The 14,843-nt window shown below is 61.1% G+C and carries 11 protein-coding genes; 5 read left to right on the forward strand and 6 right to left on the reverse strand.

Features of this window, described 5'->3' with window-relative positions; translation table 11 throughout:
* Nucleotides 1–119 precede the first annotated feature (119 nt).
* From murJ to GR183_RS07575, 6 genes are all read right to left on the reverse strand, one after another.
* Complete coding sequence (gene murJ, locus GR183_RS07550) at nucleotides 120–1,700, reverse strand: murein biosynthesis integral membrane protein MurJ (RefSeq protein ID WP_160775009.1); 1,581 nt, start codon at nucleotides 1,698–1,700, stop codon at nucleotides 120–122.
* 20 nt (nucleotides 1,701–1,720) lie between these two features.
* Nucleotides 1,721–4,549, reverse strand: coding sequence for a [protein-PII] uridylyltransferase (locus GR183_RS07555; protein WP_160775010.1), 2,829 nt, complete (start codon nucleotides 4,547–4,549; stop codon nucleotides 1,721–1,723).
* 70 nt (nucleotides 4,550–4,619) lie between these two features.
* Entirely contained in the window at nucleotides 4,620–4,991 is a 372-nt protein-coding gene (locus GR183_RS07560) for a helix-turn-helix domain-containing protein (RefSeq protein ID WP_160775011.1), read from the reverse strand.
* Nucleotides 4,988–5,590: a Smr/MutS family protein gene (locus tag GR183_RS07565; protein WP_160775012.1), complete on the reverse strand. Its 603-nt coding sequence runs from the start codon at nucleotides 5,588–5,590 to the stop codon at nucleotides 4,988–4,990. The genes GR183_RS07560 and GR183_RS07565 overlap by 4 nt, the downstream gene beginning before the upstream one ends.
* Nucleotides 5,587–6,741, reverse strand: coding sequence for a murein transglycosylase A (mltA, locus tag GR183_RS07570; RefSeq protein WP_160775013.1), 1,155 nt, complete (start codon nucleotides 6,739–6,741; stop codon nucleotides 5,587–5,589). Before mltA ends, GR183_RS07565 begins: the two co-directional genes overlap by 4 nt.
* A 43-nt stretch (nucleotides 6,742–6,784) precedes the next feature.
* Entirely contained in the window at nucleotides 6,785–7,519 is a 735-nt protein-coding gene (locus tag GR183_RS07575) for a Tim44/TimA family putative adaptor protein (RefSeq protein WP_160775014.1), read from the reverse strand.
* 337 nt (nucleotides 7,520–7,856) lie between these two features.
* On the opposite strand from GR183_RS07575, the gene GR183_RS07580 reads away from it, so the two are divergent.
* The 5 genes from GR183_RS07580 (at nucleotide 7,857) to GR183_RS07600 (ending at nucleotide 14,839) form a co-directional block, all read left to right on the forward strand.
* Complete coding sequence (locus GR183_RS07580) at nucleotides 7,857–8,375, forward strand: FxsA family protein (RefSeq protein ID WP_160775015.1); 519 nt, start codon at nucleotides 7,857–7,859, stop codon at nucleotides 8,373–8,375.
* A gap of 24 nt (nucleotides 8,376–8,399) precedes the next feature.
* Nucleotides 8,400–9,245 carry a sterol desaturase family protein gene (locus GR183_RS07585; RefSeq protein WP_160775016.1) on the forward strand — a complete coding sequence of 282 codons (846 nt, stop codon included), beginning with the start codon at nucleotides 8,400–8,402 and terminating at the stop codon, nucleotides 9,243–9,245.
* Nucleotides 9,246–9,385: 140 nt separating this feature from the next.
* On the forward strand, nucleotides 9,386–10,429 hold the full coding sequence (locus GR183_RS07590; RefSeq protein ID WP_160775017.1) for an acyltransferase family protein: 1,044 nt from the start codon (nucleotides 9,386–9,388) through the stop codon (nucleotides 10,427–10,429).
* A gap of 57 nt (nucleotides 10,430–10,486) precedes the next feature.
* Entirely contained in the window at nucleotides 10,487–13,471 is a 2,985-nt protein-coding gene (gene polA, locus GR183_RS07595; protein ID WP_160775018.1) for a DNA polymerase I, read from the forward strand.
* A 291-nt stretch (nucleotides 13,472–13,762) separates the two neighbouring features.
* Nucleotides 13,763–14,839, forward strand: a complete 1,077-nt coding sequence (locus GR183_RS07600; RefSeq protein ID WP_160775019.1) for a ParB/RepB/Spo0J family partition protein — start codon at nucleotides 13,763–13,765, stop codon at nucleotides 14,837–14,839.
* Nucleotides 14,840–14,843: the final 4 nt, after the last annotated feature.

The following is a 14,843-nucleotide window of genomic DNA, read 5'->3' on the forward strand; positions in this document are numbered from 1 at the left end:
CATTTCCCTTAGTGTGGACCCATGGGAGCTTTTCGATCGAATGCGCGCCTGTATGGCGAAGCTATCGCGCGGGCGCAACCCCATTTAGCGAATGCCTGTCCGGAATGTGATCGGGCGTGTCATTCTCCCGCGACGGACGGAGGCTTGCGCTTGAACACACCGCCCAGATAACGCTTCAGATCGACCGCGCCGGTAAGATGGACGAAGAGCGCGAAGGCGGCCATGCCGATGGCCACAAGCAGGGCGAGTGCCGAAAAACGCAAGATCAACTGCGGCGAGGAGAGCCAGCCGGACAGAAGCGCCGCGCCGCCATAGAGAACGCCGCCCATCAGCAAGCTTGCCACGGCCAGAAGCGGCAGACGCTTCCTGGACCCGGCATCCATGTCGAAATGTCCGCGCCGCCAGAGCGTGATGCCGAGAAGGCCCGTGTTCACCCAGCCGGCGAGCGAGGTCGCAAGCGCTATGCCGACATGGCCGAGGAAGGGGGCAAGCGCCAGCGCGCCGGCAACGTTGACGACCATTCCGACGCCTGCGAACCACATCGGCGTTTTCGTATCTTCCCGCGCGAAGAAACCCGGCGAATAGACCTTGTTGAGCACGAAAGCCGGCAGGCCCAGGGCGAAGGCGATCAGCGCGGCGGTTGTCGCCTGCGTATCCGCGGCGTCGAAAGCGCCGCGCTGGAACAGGACCGAGATGATCTCGGTCGGCACCGCGATGAGCGCGACCGTTGCGGGCAAGGTCAGCGCCAGCGCGAATTCCATCGCCCGGTTTTGCGTGTGAAGGGCAACGTCCTCCCGGCCCGAACGAAGCTGACGGGCAAGATCCGGCAGGAGCACCACGCCAATGGCGATGCCGACGACGCCGAGCGGAAGCTGGTAGATACGGTCCGCGTAATAGAGAAAGGATACCGCTCCAGCCTGCGCGGAGGCGATGATCGTGCCCACCGCGATGTTGATTTGCGTAATGCCGCCGGCAAGCAGGCCCGGAACGCCGAGCGCCCAAAGCCGTTTCACGCCCTTGGTGAGGCGCGGGCGGAAGCGCGGGATCGAGAAACCCATGTGCCGGATGGCGAAAAAAAGAAGCGTAAGCTGCGCAAGTCCCGCCAAAGCCACACCACCGGCCATGACGGCACCCAGCATCGTGCCCGGCACAAGGCCGGAGAGCCCGATGCCTGCAAGGACGGAAATCATCACGACGTTGAGGACGACGGGCGCCAGCGCGGCGGCGGCGAACCTGTTGAACGTATTCAGGATGCCGGAAAGATACGCCACCAGCGACATGCATAGGAGATAGGGGAAGGTGATGCGCGACAGGAGCACCGCCAGATCGAATTTCTCCGGATCCTCAAGAAAGCCGGGCGCCAGCAGGATCACCAGCCCCGGCATGAACACTTCGGCCACCGCCGTAAGCACGACGAGCGTCCAGAAGAGCGCGGACAGGATTTCACCGGCAAACCGCCGAGCGCCATCTTCGCCCTCCTCCTCAAGCGCACGGGCGAAGAGCGGCACGAAGGCGGAGTTGAACGCTCCTTCCGCAAACAGCCTGCGGAACAGGTTGGGCAGACGGAAGGCAACGAAGAAGGCATCCGCGACCGGCCCCGTCCCCACGAATGCGGCGATCATCACGTCGCGGACGAAGCCGAGCACGCGGCTTGTCATGGTCGCGCCGCCGACTGTGGCGAAGTTCTTCAGGAGGCTCATCGGCGGAGGTTCCAATATCCTCAGGACGCGGCGGCGCGACGCGGGCGTTTCGGCGGTGCGGACTGCTCCTCCTCACCGTCGACCGCTTTGGCAAGCCGCTTTCGGATTGCGTCCTGACGTCCGATGTTGGCGATTTTCTGGCCTGTCAGATCAGTAACATAGAAAACATCGACGACCCTTTCACCGAAGGTCACGACATGGGCCGAGGCGATGTTGAGGTTTAGGTCCGAGATCGCCCGCGTCAGATCGAAAAGCAGACCCGGCCTGTCGAGCCCGGTAACCTCGATCACGGTATAGCGGTCCGACCATGCGTTGTTGACAAGCGCCTCCGCCTCGATGCGAAAGGCCTTCAGGCGGGCCTTGGAGGCAGCCTTTTTTGCAACCGTGGCAGGCAGCGACTCCTCGCCGCGCAAGGCCTTGCCGATCAGGTCGGCGATCCTGCGCCCGCGCCTGAGTTCGTCCTCGTCGTCGGGGAGTTCGCGGGAAATGAAAATCGTGTCGAGAGCGAAACCGTCGGTCGTCGTGTCTATCTGCGCGTCGACGATGTTCGCGCCCGCGACGAAACAGGCGCCGGCGATGGTGGACAGAAGGCGCGGATGGTCGGGCGCAAGCACCGTCACCTCCGTCACGCCTTCGAAAGCGTGGGTGGCGACACGCACCGCAAGGCGTTCCTTCTTGCTGTCCGCCTCGCGGATCATCTCCGCATCCGCCACCTTGCGCTCCAGCGGCACGCGCAGCCAGTAGGCCGGGTAATGACGCCCAAGGTAGGACTTGCGCTCCTTCGCGCTCCAGTGGCCGAGTGCTTCGGCCAGTTCCTGCTTGGCGCTTTTCACGCGCTCGTCGCGCGAAACCTGGCTGTGGCCGCCTGTCAGAAGCGGCTCCGTTTCGTAGAATAGCGTCCTGAGAAGCTGGCCCTTCCAGCCGTTGAAGACGCCGGGTCCCACCGCGCGGATGTCGGCGACGGTGAGGATCAGGAGCAGCTTCAGCCGCTCCATGCTCTGCACGATGCGCGCGAAATCCTCGATCGTCTTTCGGTCGGAAAGATCGCGCGACTGGGCGATCGTGCTCATGTCGAGGTGATGCTCTATGAGCCAGGCGACCGTATCCGTTTCCGCCGCCGTCAGGCCGAAGCGGGGGCATAGCTTGCGCGCGATCCGCGCGCCGACGATCGAATGATCCTCCGGCCGCCCCTTGGCGATATCGTGCAGGAAAATTGCCACATAGAGCAGCTTGCGGTTCTGGATGGACTTGATCAGATCCGTCGAAAGCGGATGGTTTTCGCCCGCCTCGCCACGGTCGATCGCCGCCATCACGCCAACAGCGTGTATGAGATGTTCGTCGACCGTGTAGTGATGATACATGTTGAACTGCATCATCGCCACGACCTTGCCGAAATCCGGCACGAAACGGCCGAGGACCCCCGCCTCGTTCATCTTGCGCAGCACGGTTTCCGGGTCGTTGCGCGACGTCAGGATCTGCAGGAACAGGCGGTTGGCTTCCGGATCGTCGCGCACGTCCGGCGTGATCAGCTTCAGCGAGCGGCGGATCAGCTTCATCGCCTCCGGGTGGAAGGCGACATTGTTTCGGTCGGCAAGCGCGAATATGCGGATCAGGTTGACCGGATCCTTTTCGAACGCGCCATCGCTTGCCACGGTGATGCGCGCATTTTCAATCAGGAAATCGGGAAACCCCTTGATCACGCGCTGGCGCGCCATTCCCCGGCCCAGGCGGCCAAGAAAGCGCGAAAGCTTCTGGGCGATCTTCACGTGCTGGTTTTCAAGGGCCGCGCAGATGATGCGCGTGAGATCCCCCACATCCTTGGCGACGAGGAAATAGTGCTTCATGAAGCGTTCCACGTCCTTCATGCCCGGGTGCTGCGTGTAGCCGAGCCTGACGGCGATCTCGCGCTGGATGTCGAAGGAAAGGCGCTCCTCCGGCCGTCCGGTCAGGAAATGCATGTGGCACCTGACCGCCCAGAGAAAGTCGTCGCACTTCCTGAAGCGCTTGTACTCCGCGCGCGAAAGAACGCCCACCTTCACAAGTTCGGAACCCGAGCGCACGCGATAGAAATATTTGGCGATCCAGAACAGCGAATGCAGATCGCGCAAGCCGCCCTTGCCCTCTTTCACGTTGGGCTCGACCAGATAGCGCGAGGCGCCCTGGCGGCGGTGGCGCTCGTCGCGTTCCGCAAGCTTTGCGGCGATGAACTCCGGCCCCGTTCCGGCGATCACTTCCTCGTCGAACCGCTTGACGAGCTCCTTGAAAAGGGGCGCATCGCCGTGAATGTATCGCACCTCGAGAAGGGCGGTGCGGATCGTCATGTCGCCGCGCGCCTGCCTCAGGCATTCGTCGACGTTGCGTGTAGAATGGCCGACCTTCAGCCCGAGATCCCAAAGCATGTAGAGGATGTATTCGACCACCTGCTCGCCCCAGGGCGTTTGCTTGTAGGGAAGCAGGAAAAGGAGATCGACGTCGGAGAAGGGCGCCAGAGTGCCGCGCCCGTACCCGCCGACGGCGGCAACGGAAAGCCTCTCGCCCGAAGAAGGATTTTCCACCTTGTAGACGAATTCCACCGCGAAATCGTAGATCGCCCGGATCAGCGCATCCTGGATCTGGCAGAGCCGCTTTGCGCATTTGGTCCCGCTGCCGTCGGCAAAGAGCAGTTCCTCTGCTTCCTCGCGCGCTTCGCGCATGACGGATTTCAGGTGCTTGAGAACCTTGGTGCGGACCGCGAAATCGCCACCGTTGCCGCCCGCCTCTTCAGCATAAGCCGCAAGCTCCGCCTTCAGCGCTTCGATATCGACCAGATCGGCTTCAGCCTTCGATGCCTTGGTTGTGGGAACGTCCAACGGGTTCGTTCGCCTCCCTGTCACTTGCAATTGCGATGCCGAATTTCGCTCTTCGCCTCCCTTACGTCTCTCACACCCCGTCGCGCGCGGCAACGACCCTGAGCTGATGCAGAAGCTGATTGAGGCTGTCGCGCGACAGCCCGCCGATCTTGCCGGCAAGCTGATTGGCAAGTTCGGTCGCTTCCGGAACCAGGCCCGAGGTATCGATCGCAACCTTCGGGTCGGAAATTTCGGCAAGGCGCTGCAGTTCTTCCGCCTCATCCCAGATGACGTTGAAATAGGTGATGATACGCTGGACCATGAACCACGTAGGGCGGCCGCGTTTGCCGTGTTCGAGGGCAGAAAGATATGCGCTTGAAACCGAAAGTGCCGCCGCCATCTCCTTGAGCGTAATGCCTCGCCTGCGCCTGTGCTCGCGGATTTTCGCTCCGAAAGGTGTCATCGGGCAACCGCCCCCCTCTTCTTGCGAATACGAACGTATAGCGCGCCCCCGCCGCCGTGGGTACGCTGCGCCTCCTCGAAGCCGACCACGACGGACCGGAATTCGGGCATTGCGAGCCACTGCGGCACAACCCGGCGCAGCACGCCGCGTTCATGCGCATAAGCGCCGCGCTCGGGCGAGCCCTTGCCCGTGATAACGAGGACGAGCGTATGCCCTTTCGCCTGGGCAAGCCGGAGAAAACCTGCCAGCCTTGAGTGCGCCTCCGCCTGCGTCAGCCCGTGCAGGTCGATACGCGCATCGACGCCGGCCTTTCCGCGCGCAAGCTTCTGCCGGTGACGGCGCTCGAGCGGGGCGAGCGCGGGAGGCTTTATTGTAGGGGGTACAGTGGGTTTTGCCTGCGGAGAGCGGATGGCCGTCGACGTGGCCGGCGCTGGCGGCTCGTTTCTTTCGGCCTTCTGCGCGAGCGCGCCATCCCCTGCGCCAGGCTGCCCGGGCTTGGGTTTTGGCGGATGCAGTGGCTTCGCGCTCCTCGCCACCTGCTCCCATAGCGCGCGCTCTTCGGGCGAAAGCTGGCGGCCTCGCCGCGACTTGCCGTTCAACGCTCCACCTCGCGGTCAAGCGTGACGCCCTGAGGCACCAATAGCGTAAAGCGTGCGTCATGCTGGATACGCCCGGCGATATCGCCCGCCTTCTCGCCGGACCCCATGAAGATGTCGCCACGGGCCGGGCCGACAATTGCCGATCCCGTATCCTCCGCGATCATCAGCCGCCGGAAAGGCTCGGCCGCTTCATCTTCGCCGGTCGGCAGGTTCGCCTCGACGAACACCGGCGTGCCGAAGGTGTGAAGCGTCTTGTCGACCGCGAGGCTGCGGCCTGCGATCAGCGGGATATCGGCGGCACCGACAGGCCCCGCGTCCGGATCGCCGACCTCCACTTCACTGAAAAAGATATAGGATCGGTTGCGACGCAAAACGCCGTCCACTTCACCCGGATTTTTCGCAAGCCAGCCGCGCAGGACATCCATGGTCACCGTGCCGGGCGCGGCAAGGCCGCGCTCGATCATCACCCTGCCGATCGGAAAATAGGGATGGCCGGTCTTCGCCGCGTAACCGACGCGCATGACACTGCCGTCGGTCAGGCGAATTCGCGCCGAACCCTGAACGTGAATATAGAAAGCGTCGACGGGATCCGAGAGCCAGACGAGTTCGAGGCCGCGCCCGTCAAGCGCGCCATCCATGATCTCACCGCGGTCGGGATGCTCGACGAGGCGTCCATCGCCGAGCCTGCGGGCGAAGGCGAAAGCCGGGTCGAAACCTTCGGGCCTGTTTTCGTCCGTGACCTTCACGAGATCGTCCGGCCGCGACAGCAACGGAATGCTGAAATTGCCGGTCTTGATGCGCGAGCCTTCCAGCTCCGGCTCGAAATATCCGGTCACGAAACCGGCCGCGCCGATACGCAGCGCGCGGAAATTCTCCTCGAAGAAAGCCCGCGCCCGCGCAGGCTCCACTGATCGCGCCTTGCGGCAAACCTTCAAAAGCGCCTCGGCATCGACGCCAAGCGCGCCGGATTTCGCAGGCTTTCGTGCCGGGTTTTCGCAATGACGGGCGAACGCCGCCAATGCGGCAGCGTGATCTTCTTCCGCCCAGCCGCCAAGATCGCGGAATTCCACGAAAATCAGCTCAGGCCCCCTCACATCCGCTGCTCCCTGGGCGGGAGCCGCAGCCGCGAGCCAGACGGCGAAAAGCGGCATGCATGCCGCCACTGCCGTTTTGACGCCACCCACGCCGCAACCGTCATTCGATCGATTCTGTCGCCACCAGCTTCCAGTTCGGATCCCGCGACGTCGTGTCGCGGGCGAACGTCCAGATATCCGTGACGTCGCTCACCTTGCTCGGGTCGCCGTCCACGACGTTGCCGTCGCGGTCGCGGGTCACGGATATGAGTTCGCTCTGGAAACGAACGGTGACCTGGGCACTGGAATCCTTCAGCGCAGCTTCGATGATTTCCGCCTTGTCGATGCCGACGAACGTGAAATCCACGGTTTCCTTGCGTGATTCCCGATCCTGGATTGCCGCCACGAACCCTTCGTAAACGTCCTTGGAAAGGAGATTTTTCAGCATCTTGCGGTCGCCATGGGCATAGCCCGTGACGATCATTTCATAGGCGTATTTGGCGCCTTCGAGGAACTGGGCGGGATCGAAAGAACGGTCTGCGGACAGGATCTGACGCAGCGCCTCGTTCAGGGCGCTTCCCTTCGGCGCGACCTTGTCGAGGGTCGCCGCCGAAGTGGCTGGCTCCGCCTCCGGCTCAAGGTCGATCGGTTCCGTCTGGCCGGGCAGGGGAATCACGTTATCGCTGCCGTTTTCACCGGCGCCGTTGCGCGAACGGTTTTCCTTGGGTGCGGAATAGGGATCGAACGGAGGCCGTTCGCTGCCTGTCCGTTTTCCAAGAACGCTGCGCAGCCGCAGGAAAATGAAAATCGCCAGCGCCAGGAAGATGATGTTGTAGACGTCGAATATTTCACTCATGTCGCGTCCGGCCGTGTAATCGCGTGATGCGATCGGGGATGCTTGGCATTTGGCCCCGGGGTATGATCGGGCAAAGGGAACGGTGTCCTATCCCTAATGTAAGGTTCCTTGAAGCAGCATCCAGACCTTTTCACAAGTCCGATGAAGCCCGGCCTTGAACATTTGCGGAGAATTTCCCTCGCACTCCGCTATTTCGCATCCTATGTGAGTTCGTGAGCCGACTGTCAAATGACCGTGGAGAATCGGATTTCGAGCTTTTGCGCGGTGTCACCGAAGAGTCAGACGCGCTCAAATTCTGGTTTACAACAGTCCTAAACCGCAACCGACCGGATCGCAAATGCCCATCGGACTTCTCATTCTACTCGTGCTCATCGGGGTGCCGCTTCTCGAAATCTTCGTCTTCGTCGAAGTCGGCTCCGAAATCGGCGCAATTCCGACGATCGCCTTGACCGTCCTGACCGCGGTCGCCGGAACGGTCATGCTGCGCGTCCAGGGGCTGACCTTGCTGACAAGAATGCGCGGCGAGATCGATGCGGGCCGCGTGCCGGGGGACGACCTGATCCACGGCGCCTTCATCGTCATCGCGGCCATCCTGCTGCTCATACCGGGTTTCGTCACGGATGCCCTCGGGCTGCTGCTCTTCATTCCGCCGGTGCGCACGGCCATAGGCCGTTATATTGTCAGGCATTCGGATGTCACGGTGGTCCAGGGTGGGCGGCACTACCGTCACGACCCCAATGTCGTGGACCTGGACGAAGAGGACTGGACGGCGAAGAATGGTGAAACGCGCGAAAACCATGGCGCAAGCGGCGACCCGCACCGCATCAGCCCCTGGAAGGGCCAACCGGACAACTGACCGGGCGGACGGGCACTGCGTCAGATGACGGAATTTCTTCTCGATCACGAACCGGCGGTGCGCCTTTCCGCATTTTTCTCAATCCTGGTCGCAATGGCCGTATTCGAGGTCGCGGCCCCTCGCCGGCGGCAGGAAATCCCGCGCCTGCTTCGCTGGTCCAACAATCTCGCCGTCGTCGTGGTCGATACGTTGCTCGTGCGCCTGAGCTTTCCGGTTCTTGCCGTAGGATTGGCGGTCACCGCCGAAAAAGGGGGATGGGGCCTTTTCAATCTTGTCGAGCTGCCGAGCTGGCTGGAATTCGTCGTCACGGTGCTCGTACTCGATCTTGTGATCTACCTGCAGCACGTGATGTTTCATGCCGTGCCCGCCTTCTGGCGGCTGCACCGCATGCACCATGCCGACCTTGAATTCGACGTGACGACGGGGTTACGTTTCCACCCCGTGGAGATCCTGCTTTCGATGGCGCTGAAGCTTGCCGCCGTCGCAGCCCTGGGCCCGCCGGCTGCCGCCGTTCTCGTTTTCGAGGTTTTGCTCAACGGCACATCGATGTTCAACCACAGCAACATCCGCCTGCCTGTCTCCATCGACCGGATCCTGCGGCTCTTCGTCGTAACGCCGGATATGCACCGGGTGCACCACTCCATTCACCCGGACGAGGCCAACAGCAATTTCGGCTTCAACCTCCCCTGGTGGGACCGGTTGCTCGGCACGTATCGCCCCCAACCGAGGGACGGCCACGAGAAAATGGCGATCGGCATCGACCAGTTCCGCACGCCGCGCGATCTTTGGCTCGACCGCATGCTGATCCAGCCTTTTCGCGGCACCGTCGGCCGTTTCCCGATCGGACGGCGGTTCAATGGCGAGGATTGAAGCCGCCTACGTCGCTCACGTAACGTTGATCAAGCTTCTGGCGACGTATTTCTCCGTTAACTCTTTCGGTTAACGTCACTTACATCTCCGCTACGCAATCCTGTCCCCTGAGGCAATCCGGACCGCAAGGGGAAGGCGTGATGAAAGAGGGTGCGAAAACCCGCGTCGACTGGGTCGATACGGCCAAGGGCTTCTGCATCGTCTTCGTCGTCATGATGCATTCCACCCTCGGCGTGGAGGCGGCAGCCGGCGAAACCGGGTGGATGCACTATCTCGTCGAATTCGCACGCCCCTTCAGGATGCCGGATTTCTTTCTGATTTCCGGGCTTTTCCTTGCCAACGTGATCGATCGCGACTGGCGGCTCTACGCCGACCGCAAGGTTGTCCATTTCGCTTACTTCTATGCGCTTTGGGTAACGCTGCAATTCATCGTCAAGGCGCCGCATTTCGCCGCCGAAATCGGCTGGGCGGGCGTGCTGCGCGAATACCTTCTGAGCTTCGTCCAGCCCTTCGGCACGCTCTGGTTCATCTACCTGCTGCCGGTCATGTTCGTCGTGACGAAGGCCGCGCGGCAGATCGGCATTCCCTGGCCCGTGATGCTTGCCGGCGCCGCCGTCCTGCAGATCGCGCCGATCCATACCGGCTGGGTAACGCTCGACGAATTCTGCTCACGCTATGTCTATTTCTATTCAGGCTACATCTTCGCGCAAAACGCCTTCGAGATCGCAGCCTGGGCGCGGCGCCACGTCGCGGTTGCCCTCGGCGGCCTGTTCGTCTGGGCGCTCGCCAACGGCATGCTCGTCTTCCAGGGCCATGCCGACCTGCCGCTCGTCAGCCTCTTCCTCGGCGCAATCGGCGCCTTCGCCGTCATCACCGTTTCCGCGCTTTTGACCCAGATCGGCGTCGCCGCGCCCTTGCGCCATTGCGGCGAGAATTCAATCGTCATCTACCTCGCCTTCTTCTTCCCGATGGCGGTATCGCGCACGATCCTCCTGAAGCTCGGGATCGTCTCCGATCTCGGCACGATTTCGGTGATCGTCACGGCGGCGGGCGTCATCGCACCGCTGGTTTTGTGGTGGCTCATTCAAAAGACCGGATACGGGCGCTTCCTGTTCGTGCGGCCGGCCTGGGCGCGGATCGACAATCCCCGCGTCACGGCGGCTTCACCGCAGGCCGCGGAATAACCGGAAGCTGTCGATAGCGGCTTGCCCTTTGGCGATTTCGCGGGCATCGTCCGGCCCATGCCGAACGAATCCAACGCCCCGACACTCACCACCGACGATCATCTTATCCTCGTCGACGGCTCCACCTTTATATTCCGTGCATACCACGCGCTGCCGCCGCTGACCCGCAAGTCGGACGGACTGCCCGTCGGCGCGGTCTCGGGCTTCTGCAACATGCTGTGGAAGCTTCTGCAGGAGGGGCTGACACCGGAACCTGGCGACGAGCCGACGCATATGGCGGTGATCTTCGACCATTCGGCAAAAACCTTCCGAAACGAGATTTACCCCGAATACAAGGCCCACCGCCCGGAACCGCCGGAGGACCTGATCCCGCAGTTCGGCCTGATCCGCGAGGCGACGCGGGCGTTTTCGGTGCACTGCATCGAGCAGGAGGGGTTCGAGGCCGACGACCTGATCGCCACCTACGCGAGGCAGGCGGAAAAGGCGGGCGCAAGGGTGACGATCGCTTCCGGCGACAAGGACCTGATGCAGCTTCTGGGGCCCAAGGTCGGCATGATCGACACGATGAAGGGCAAGATCTTCGGCGTTGAGGACGTTGCCGAGAAATTCGGCGTCACGCCGGATAAGGTCATTGAGGTTCAGGCACTTGCCGGAGATTCGGTCGACAATGTGCCGGGCGTTCCGGGCATCGGGCTGAAGACGGCGGCACAACTCATCCAGGAGTATGGCGACCTTGAGACGCTGCTTTCGAAGGCGGAGGAGATCAAGCAGCCGAAACGCCGGCAGAACCTGATCGAATTCGCCGATCAGGCGCGGATTTCGAAGCAACTGGTGACGCTGAAGGAGGATGTTCCGCTGGACGTGCCGCTGGGCGCGCTGGCGGTCGAAACCCTTGACGGACCGAAGGCCGTGGCCTTCCTGAAGGCGATGGAATTCAACACGCTGACGCGGCGCGTGGCGGAGAAAACCGGCGCCGACACTGCGGAAGTCGAGGCGGCCGAATTCGAAATCAAGGGCTGGGACACGCCGGACGGCAAGGGCCGCGTGATGAATTCCGCGCCGGCCGATCAAAATTCCAAACCGGCCGAAAGAAGTTCCTCAGAAAGTTCTCACGGCTCCGCGCCCGACACTGGCCCCTGGACGCCGGATGCGCTAGCGGATTCCCGGGCGGAAGAAGCTCGCACCCAAAAGATCGACACCAGCGGTTACGAAACCGTGATGGACCTGGAACGGCTGAAGGAATGGGTCGCCGACGCTTTCGAGCGGGGATATGTCGCCGTCGATACGGAGACGACATCGCTCGATGCCATGCAGGCGGAGCTTGTCGGCGTGTCGCTGGCAACGGAACCCGGCAAGGCCTGCTACATCCCGCTTGCCCATGTGGAGGGAGAGGGCGACCTTCTGGGCGGCGGCGGACTTATCCCCGGCCAGATCAGGCTGGAAGACGCGCTAGACGTTCTCAAGCCGATGCTGGAAGCGCCGTCGGTGCTGAAGATCGCGCAGAACCTGAAATACGACTGGCTGGTGCTGAAGCGCTACGGCATCGAGGTCGCGCCCTTCGACGATACGATGCTGCTCTCCTACACCGTCGACGCCGGCAAGGGCGGCAACGGCATGGACGAGCTGTCGCAGCGCTGGCTCGGCCATGCGCCGATCCCCTTCAAGGAGGTGGCGGGCTCCGGCAAGTCGATGGTGACCTTCGACAAGGTGCCGATCGAGCGCGCGTCGGCCTATGCGGCGGAAGACGCGGATGTGACGCTGCGTCTGTGGCGGGTGCTGAAACCGCGCCTCGCGGGCGACCATATGGCAACCGTCTACGAGACGCTGGAGCGTCCGCTGGTGCCGGTGCTGGCGCGGATGGAGGAGCGGGGCGCCTCCGTCGACCGGCAGATGCTGTCGCGCCTTTCCGGCGAATTCGCGCAAGGCATGGCGCGCCTTGAATCCGAAATCCACGAGCTTGCGGGCGAAAGCTTCAACATCGGCAGCCCGAAGCAGCTTGGCGATATCCTGTTCGGCAAGATGGGCCTGCCCGGCGGCAAGAAGACGAAGACGGGCGCATGGTCCACCTCCGTCTCGGTGCTGGACGATCTGGCGGCGGAAGGCCACGAGCTTCCCTCGCGCATCGTCGAGTGGCGCCAGCTTTCCAAGCTGAAATCGACCTATTCCGACGCGCTGCCGGGCTACATCCACCCGGAAACGAAACGGGTGCACACGTCCTACTCGCTCGCCGCCACCACCACGGGGCGGCTTTCCTCCTCCGAGCCGAATCTGCAGAACATTCCGGTGAGAACGGAGGAAGGGCGCAAGATCCGCAAGGCCTTCGTCGCAGACAAGGGGCACAAGCTGCTTTCGGCGGACTACAGCCAGATCGAGCTTCGCGTGCTCGCGCATATGGCGGATATTCCGCAGCTCAAACAGGCGTTCGAGGACGGGCTGGACATCCACGCCATGACGGCGAGCGAAATGTTCGGCGTGCCCGTGAAGGACATGGACCCGATGGTGCGCCGCCGGGCGAAGGCGATCAATTTCGGCATCATCTACGGCATTTCGGCCTTCGGCCTCGCAGCCCAGCTCGGCATTTCGCGGGGCGAGGCGGGAGACTATATCAAAACCTATTTCGAGCGCTTCCCCGGCATCCGCGACTATATGGAGGCGACGAAGAAATTCGTGCATGAAAACGGCTACGTGCGCACGATCTTCGGCCGCAAGGCGCACTACCCGGAAGTGAACACGAAGAACCCGAACATGCGCTCCTTCCTGGAGCGCGCGGCGATCAACGCGCCGATCCAGGGGTCTGCGGCGGATATCATCCGCCGGGCGATGATCCGCATGGAAGACCGCCTCGCTACCTCGAAGCTTTCAGCCAGAATGCTGCTGCAGGTGCATGACGAACTGATCTTCGAAGTGCCGGACGATGAGGTGGAGAAAACAATCCCGCTGGTGAAGGACGTGATGGAAAAGGCGCCGGAACCGGCGGTGCAACTCTCCGTACCCCTGCAGGTGGACGCAAGGGCCGCGGACAATTGGGACGAGGCGCATTAGTGCGGGGATAAGAGGGTTTCCTAACGGAGTACAATCCTTTGCGCAGGAAGAATTTTTGCATTTGAATAGTCAATGCAATCTTGATCTTTTGGCGCCCAGTTCAATCAGAATGCAACCTCTCATCGCGGCACAGACCAAGATCTAGAACCAAAGGTATTACGGCCCCATGATAGAATGGAAAGAATACTATGCCGGTTAAGTAAGACTGTGTAATCGAGATCAATTGATGTATCCAAATCCGTAGTAGAATATATAGAATTCCTAAATAATTAACCCTGAAGGAGAGAATGGATGCGAGCTGAGGCACTACCACTAAATCAACTTCTTCTCGATCCGAACAATTATCGCCTTCAAGAGCAAGATAACTTTGTTCAGATTGAGTCCAATCGGTTTCATCTGGACCGAGTGCAAAACGGCACGATGACGCGTCTTAGAAGAGAAAATCTTCGTCCCCTTCGCGATTCAATCTTTTCTAACGGATTTCTCGAAATCGAGAGGATCGTCGTTGCTCCGTATGAACACGCTGACAACAAGTATCTTGTTATCGAAGGAAATCGCCGCGTGGCTGCGCTCCTGCAATTGAAGGAAGAATTTGAGGGAGGAATCAATGTCCCACAGTCTGTTGTGGACGTTTTTGATGCCGTACCATGTCTAATTGCTGATGCGGACGGTCAAGACGCCTTCTTTCGTGAAGCCATTATGGGCATTCGACATGTTGGCGGCATCAAAGAATGGGGCGGCTATCAACGCGCTAAGCTGATTGCGGATCTTCAGGACACTCATGCGCTGGATCCAAGCTCTATCGCACAGCGTTTGGGGTTAAGCGTACAAGAAGTAAACAGACGATACCGGGCTTATCGCGCTTTACAACAGATGCGCGATGACGAAGTTTATTCAGAATTCGCAACTGCCTCAATGTATCCACTTTTCCACGAGGCCATTTCCCTTCCCTCGGTACGGGAATGGCTGAATTGGAATGCTGCAGAGAATGAATTTCAAAACGAAGAAAACAAAGAAATTTTTTACCAACTCATTACACCAAGGAACGTTGGACAAGATGACGAACGGGAACCAAAGATTCGTACCTATGCGGAAGTTCGTCAACTTCGTGAAATTCTTGCCAATGCTGACGCACGAGCGGAACTTCTCCGACTAGACAGAGATCTAGTTGACGCGATGGCGATCGCAACTCAAGGGAATATGGCTCGTCGTTGGCGAAACGAGGTCGCTGAAGCTAAGTCCGCCCTAGCCAATATTCCCGGCGTGGAGATTCAAAGTTTCGGAGAGGAAGAAACCCAAGCCATTAATGAACTAATACAACAAGCACAAAACGTTCTTGAAATGCATCGCAGGCTTGCCGCGCAGTAGTGAG

The sequence above is a fragment of the Stappia sediminis genome, from assembly GCF_009826895.1.
Classification (GTDB): Bacteria; Pseudomonadota; Alphaproteobacteria; order Rhizobiales; family Stappiaceae; genus Hongsoonwoonella; species Hongsoonwoonella sediminis.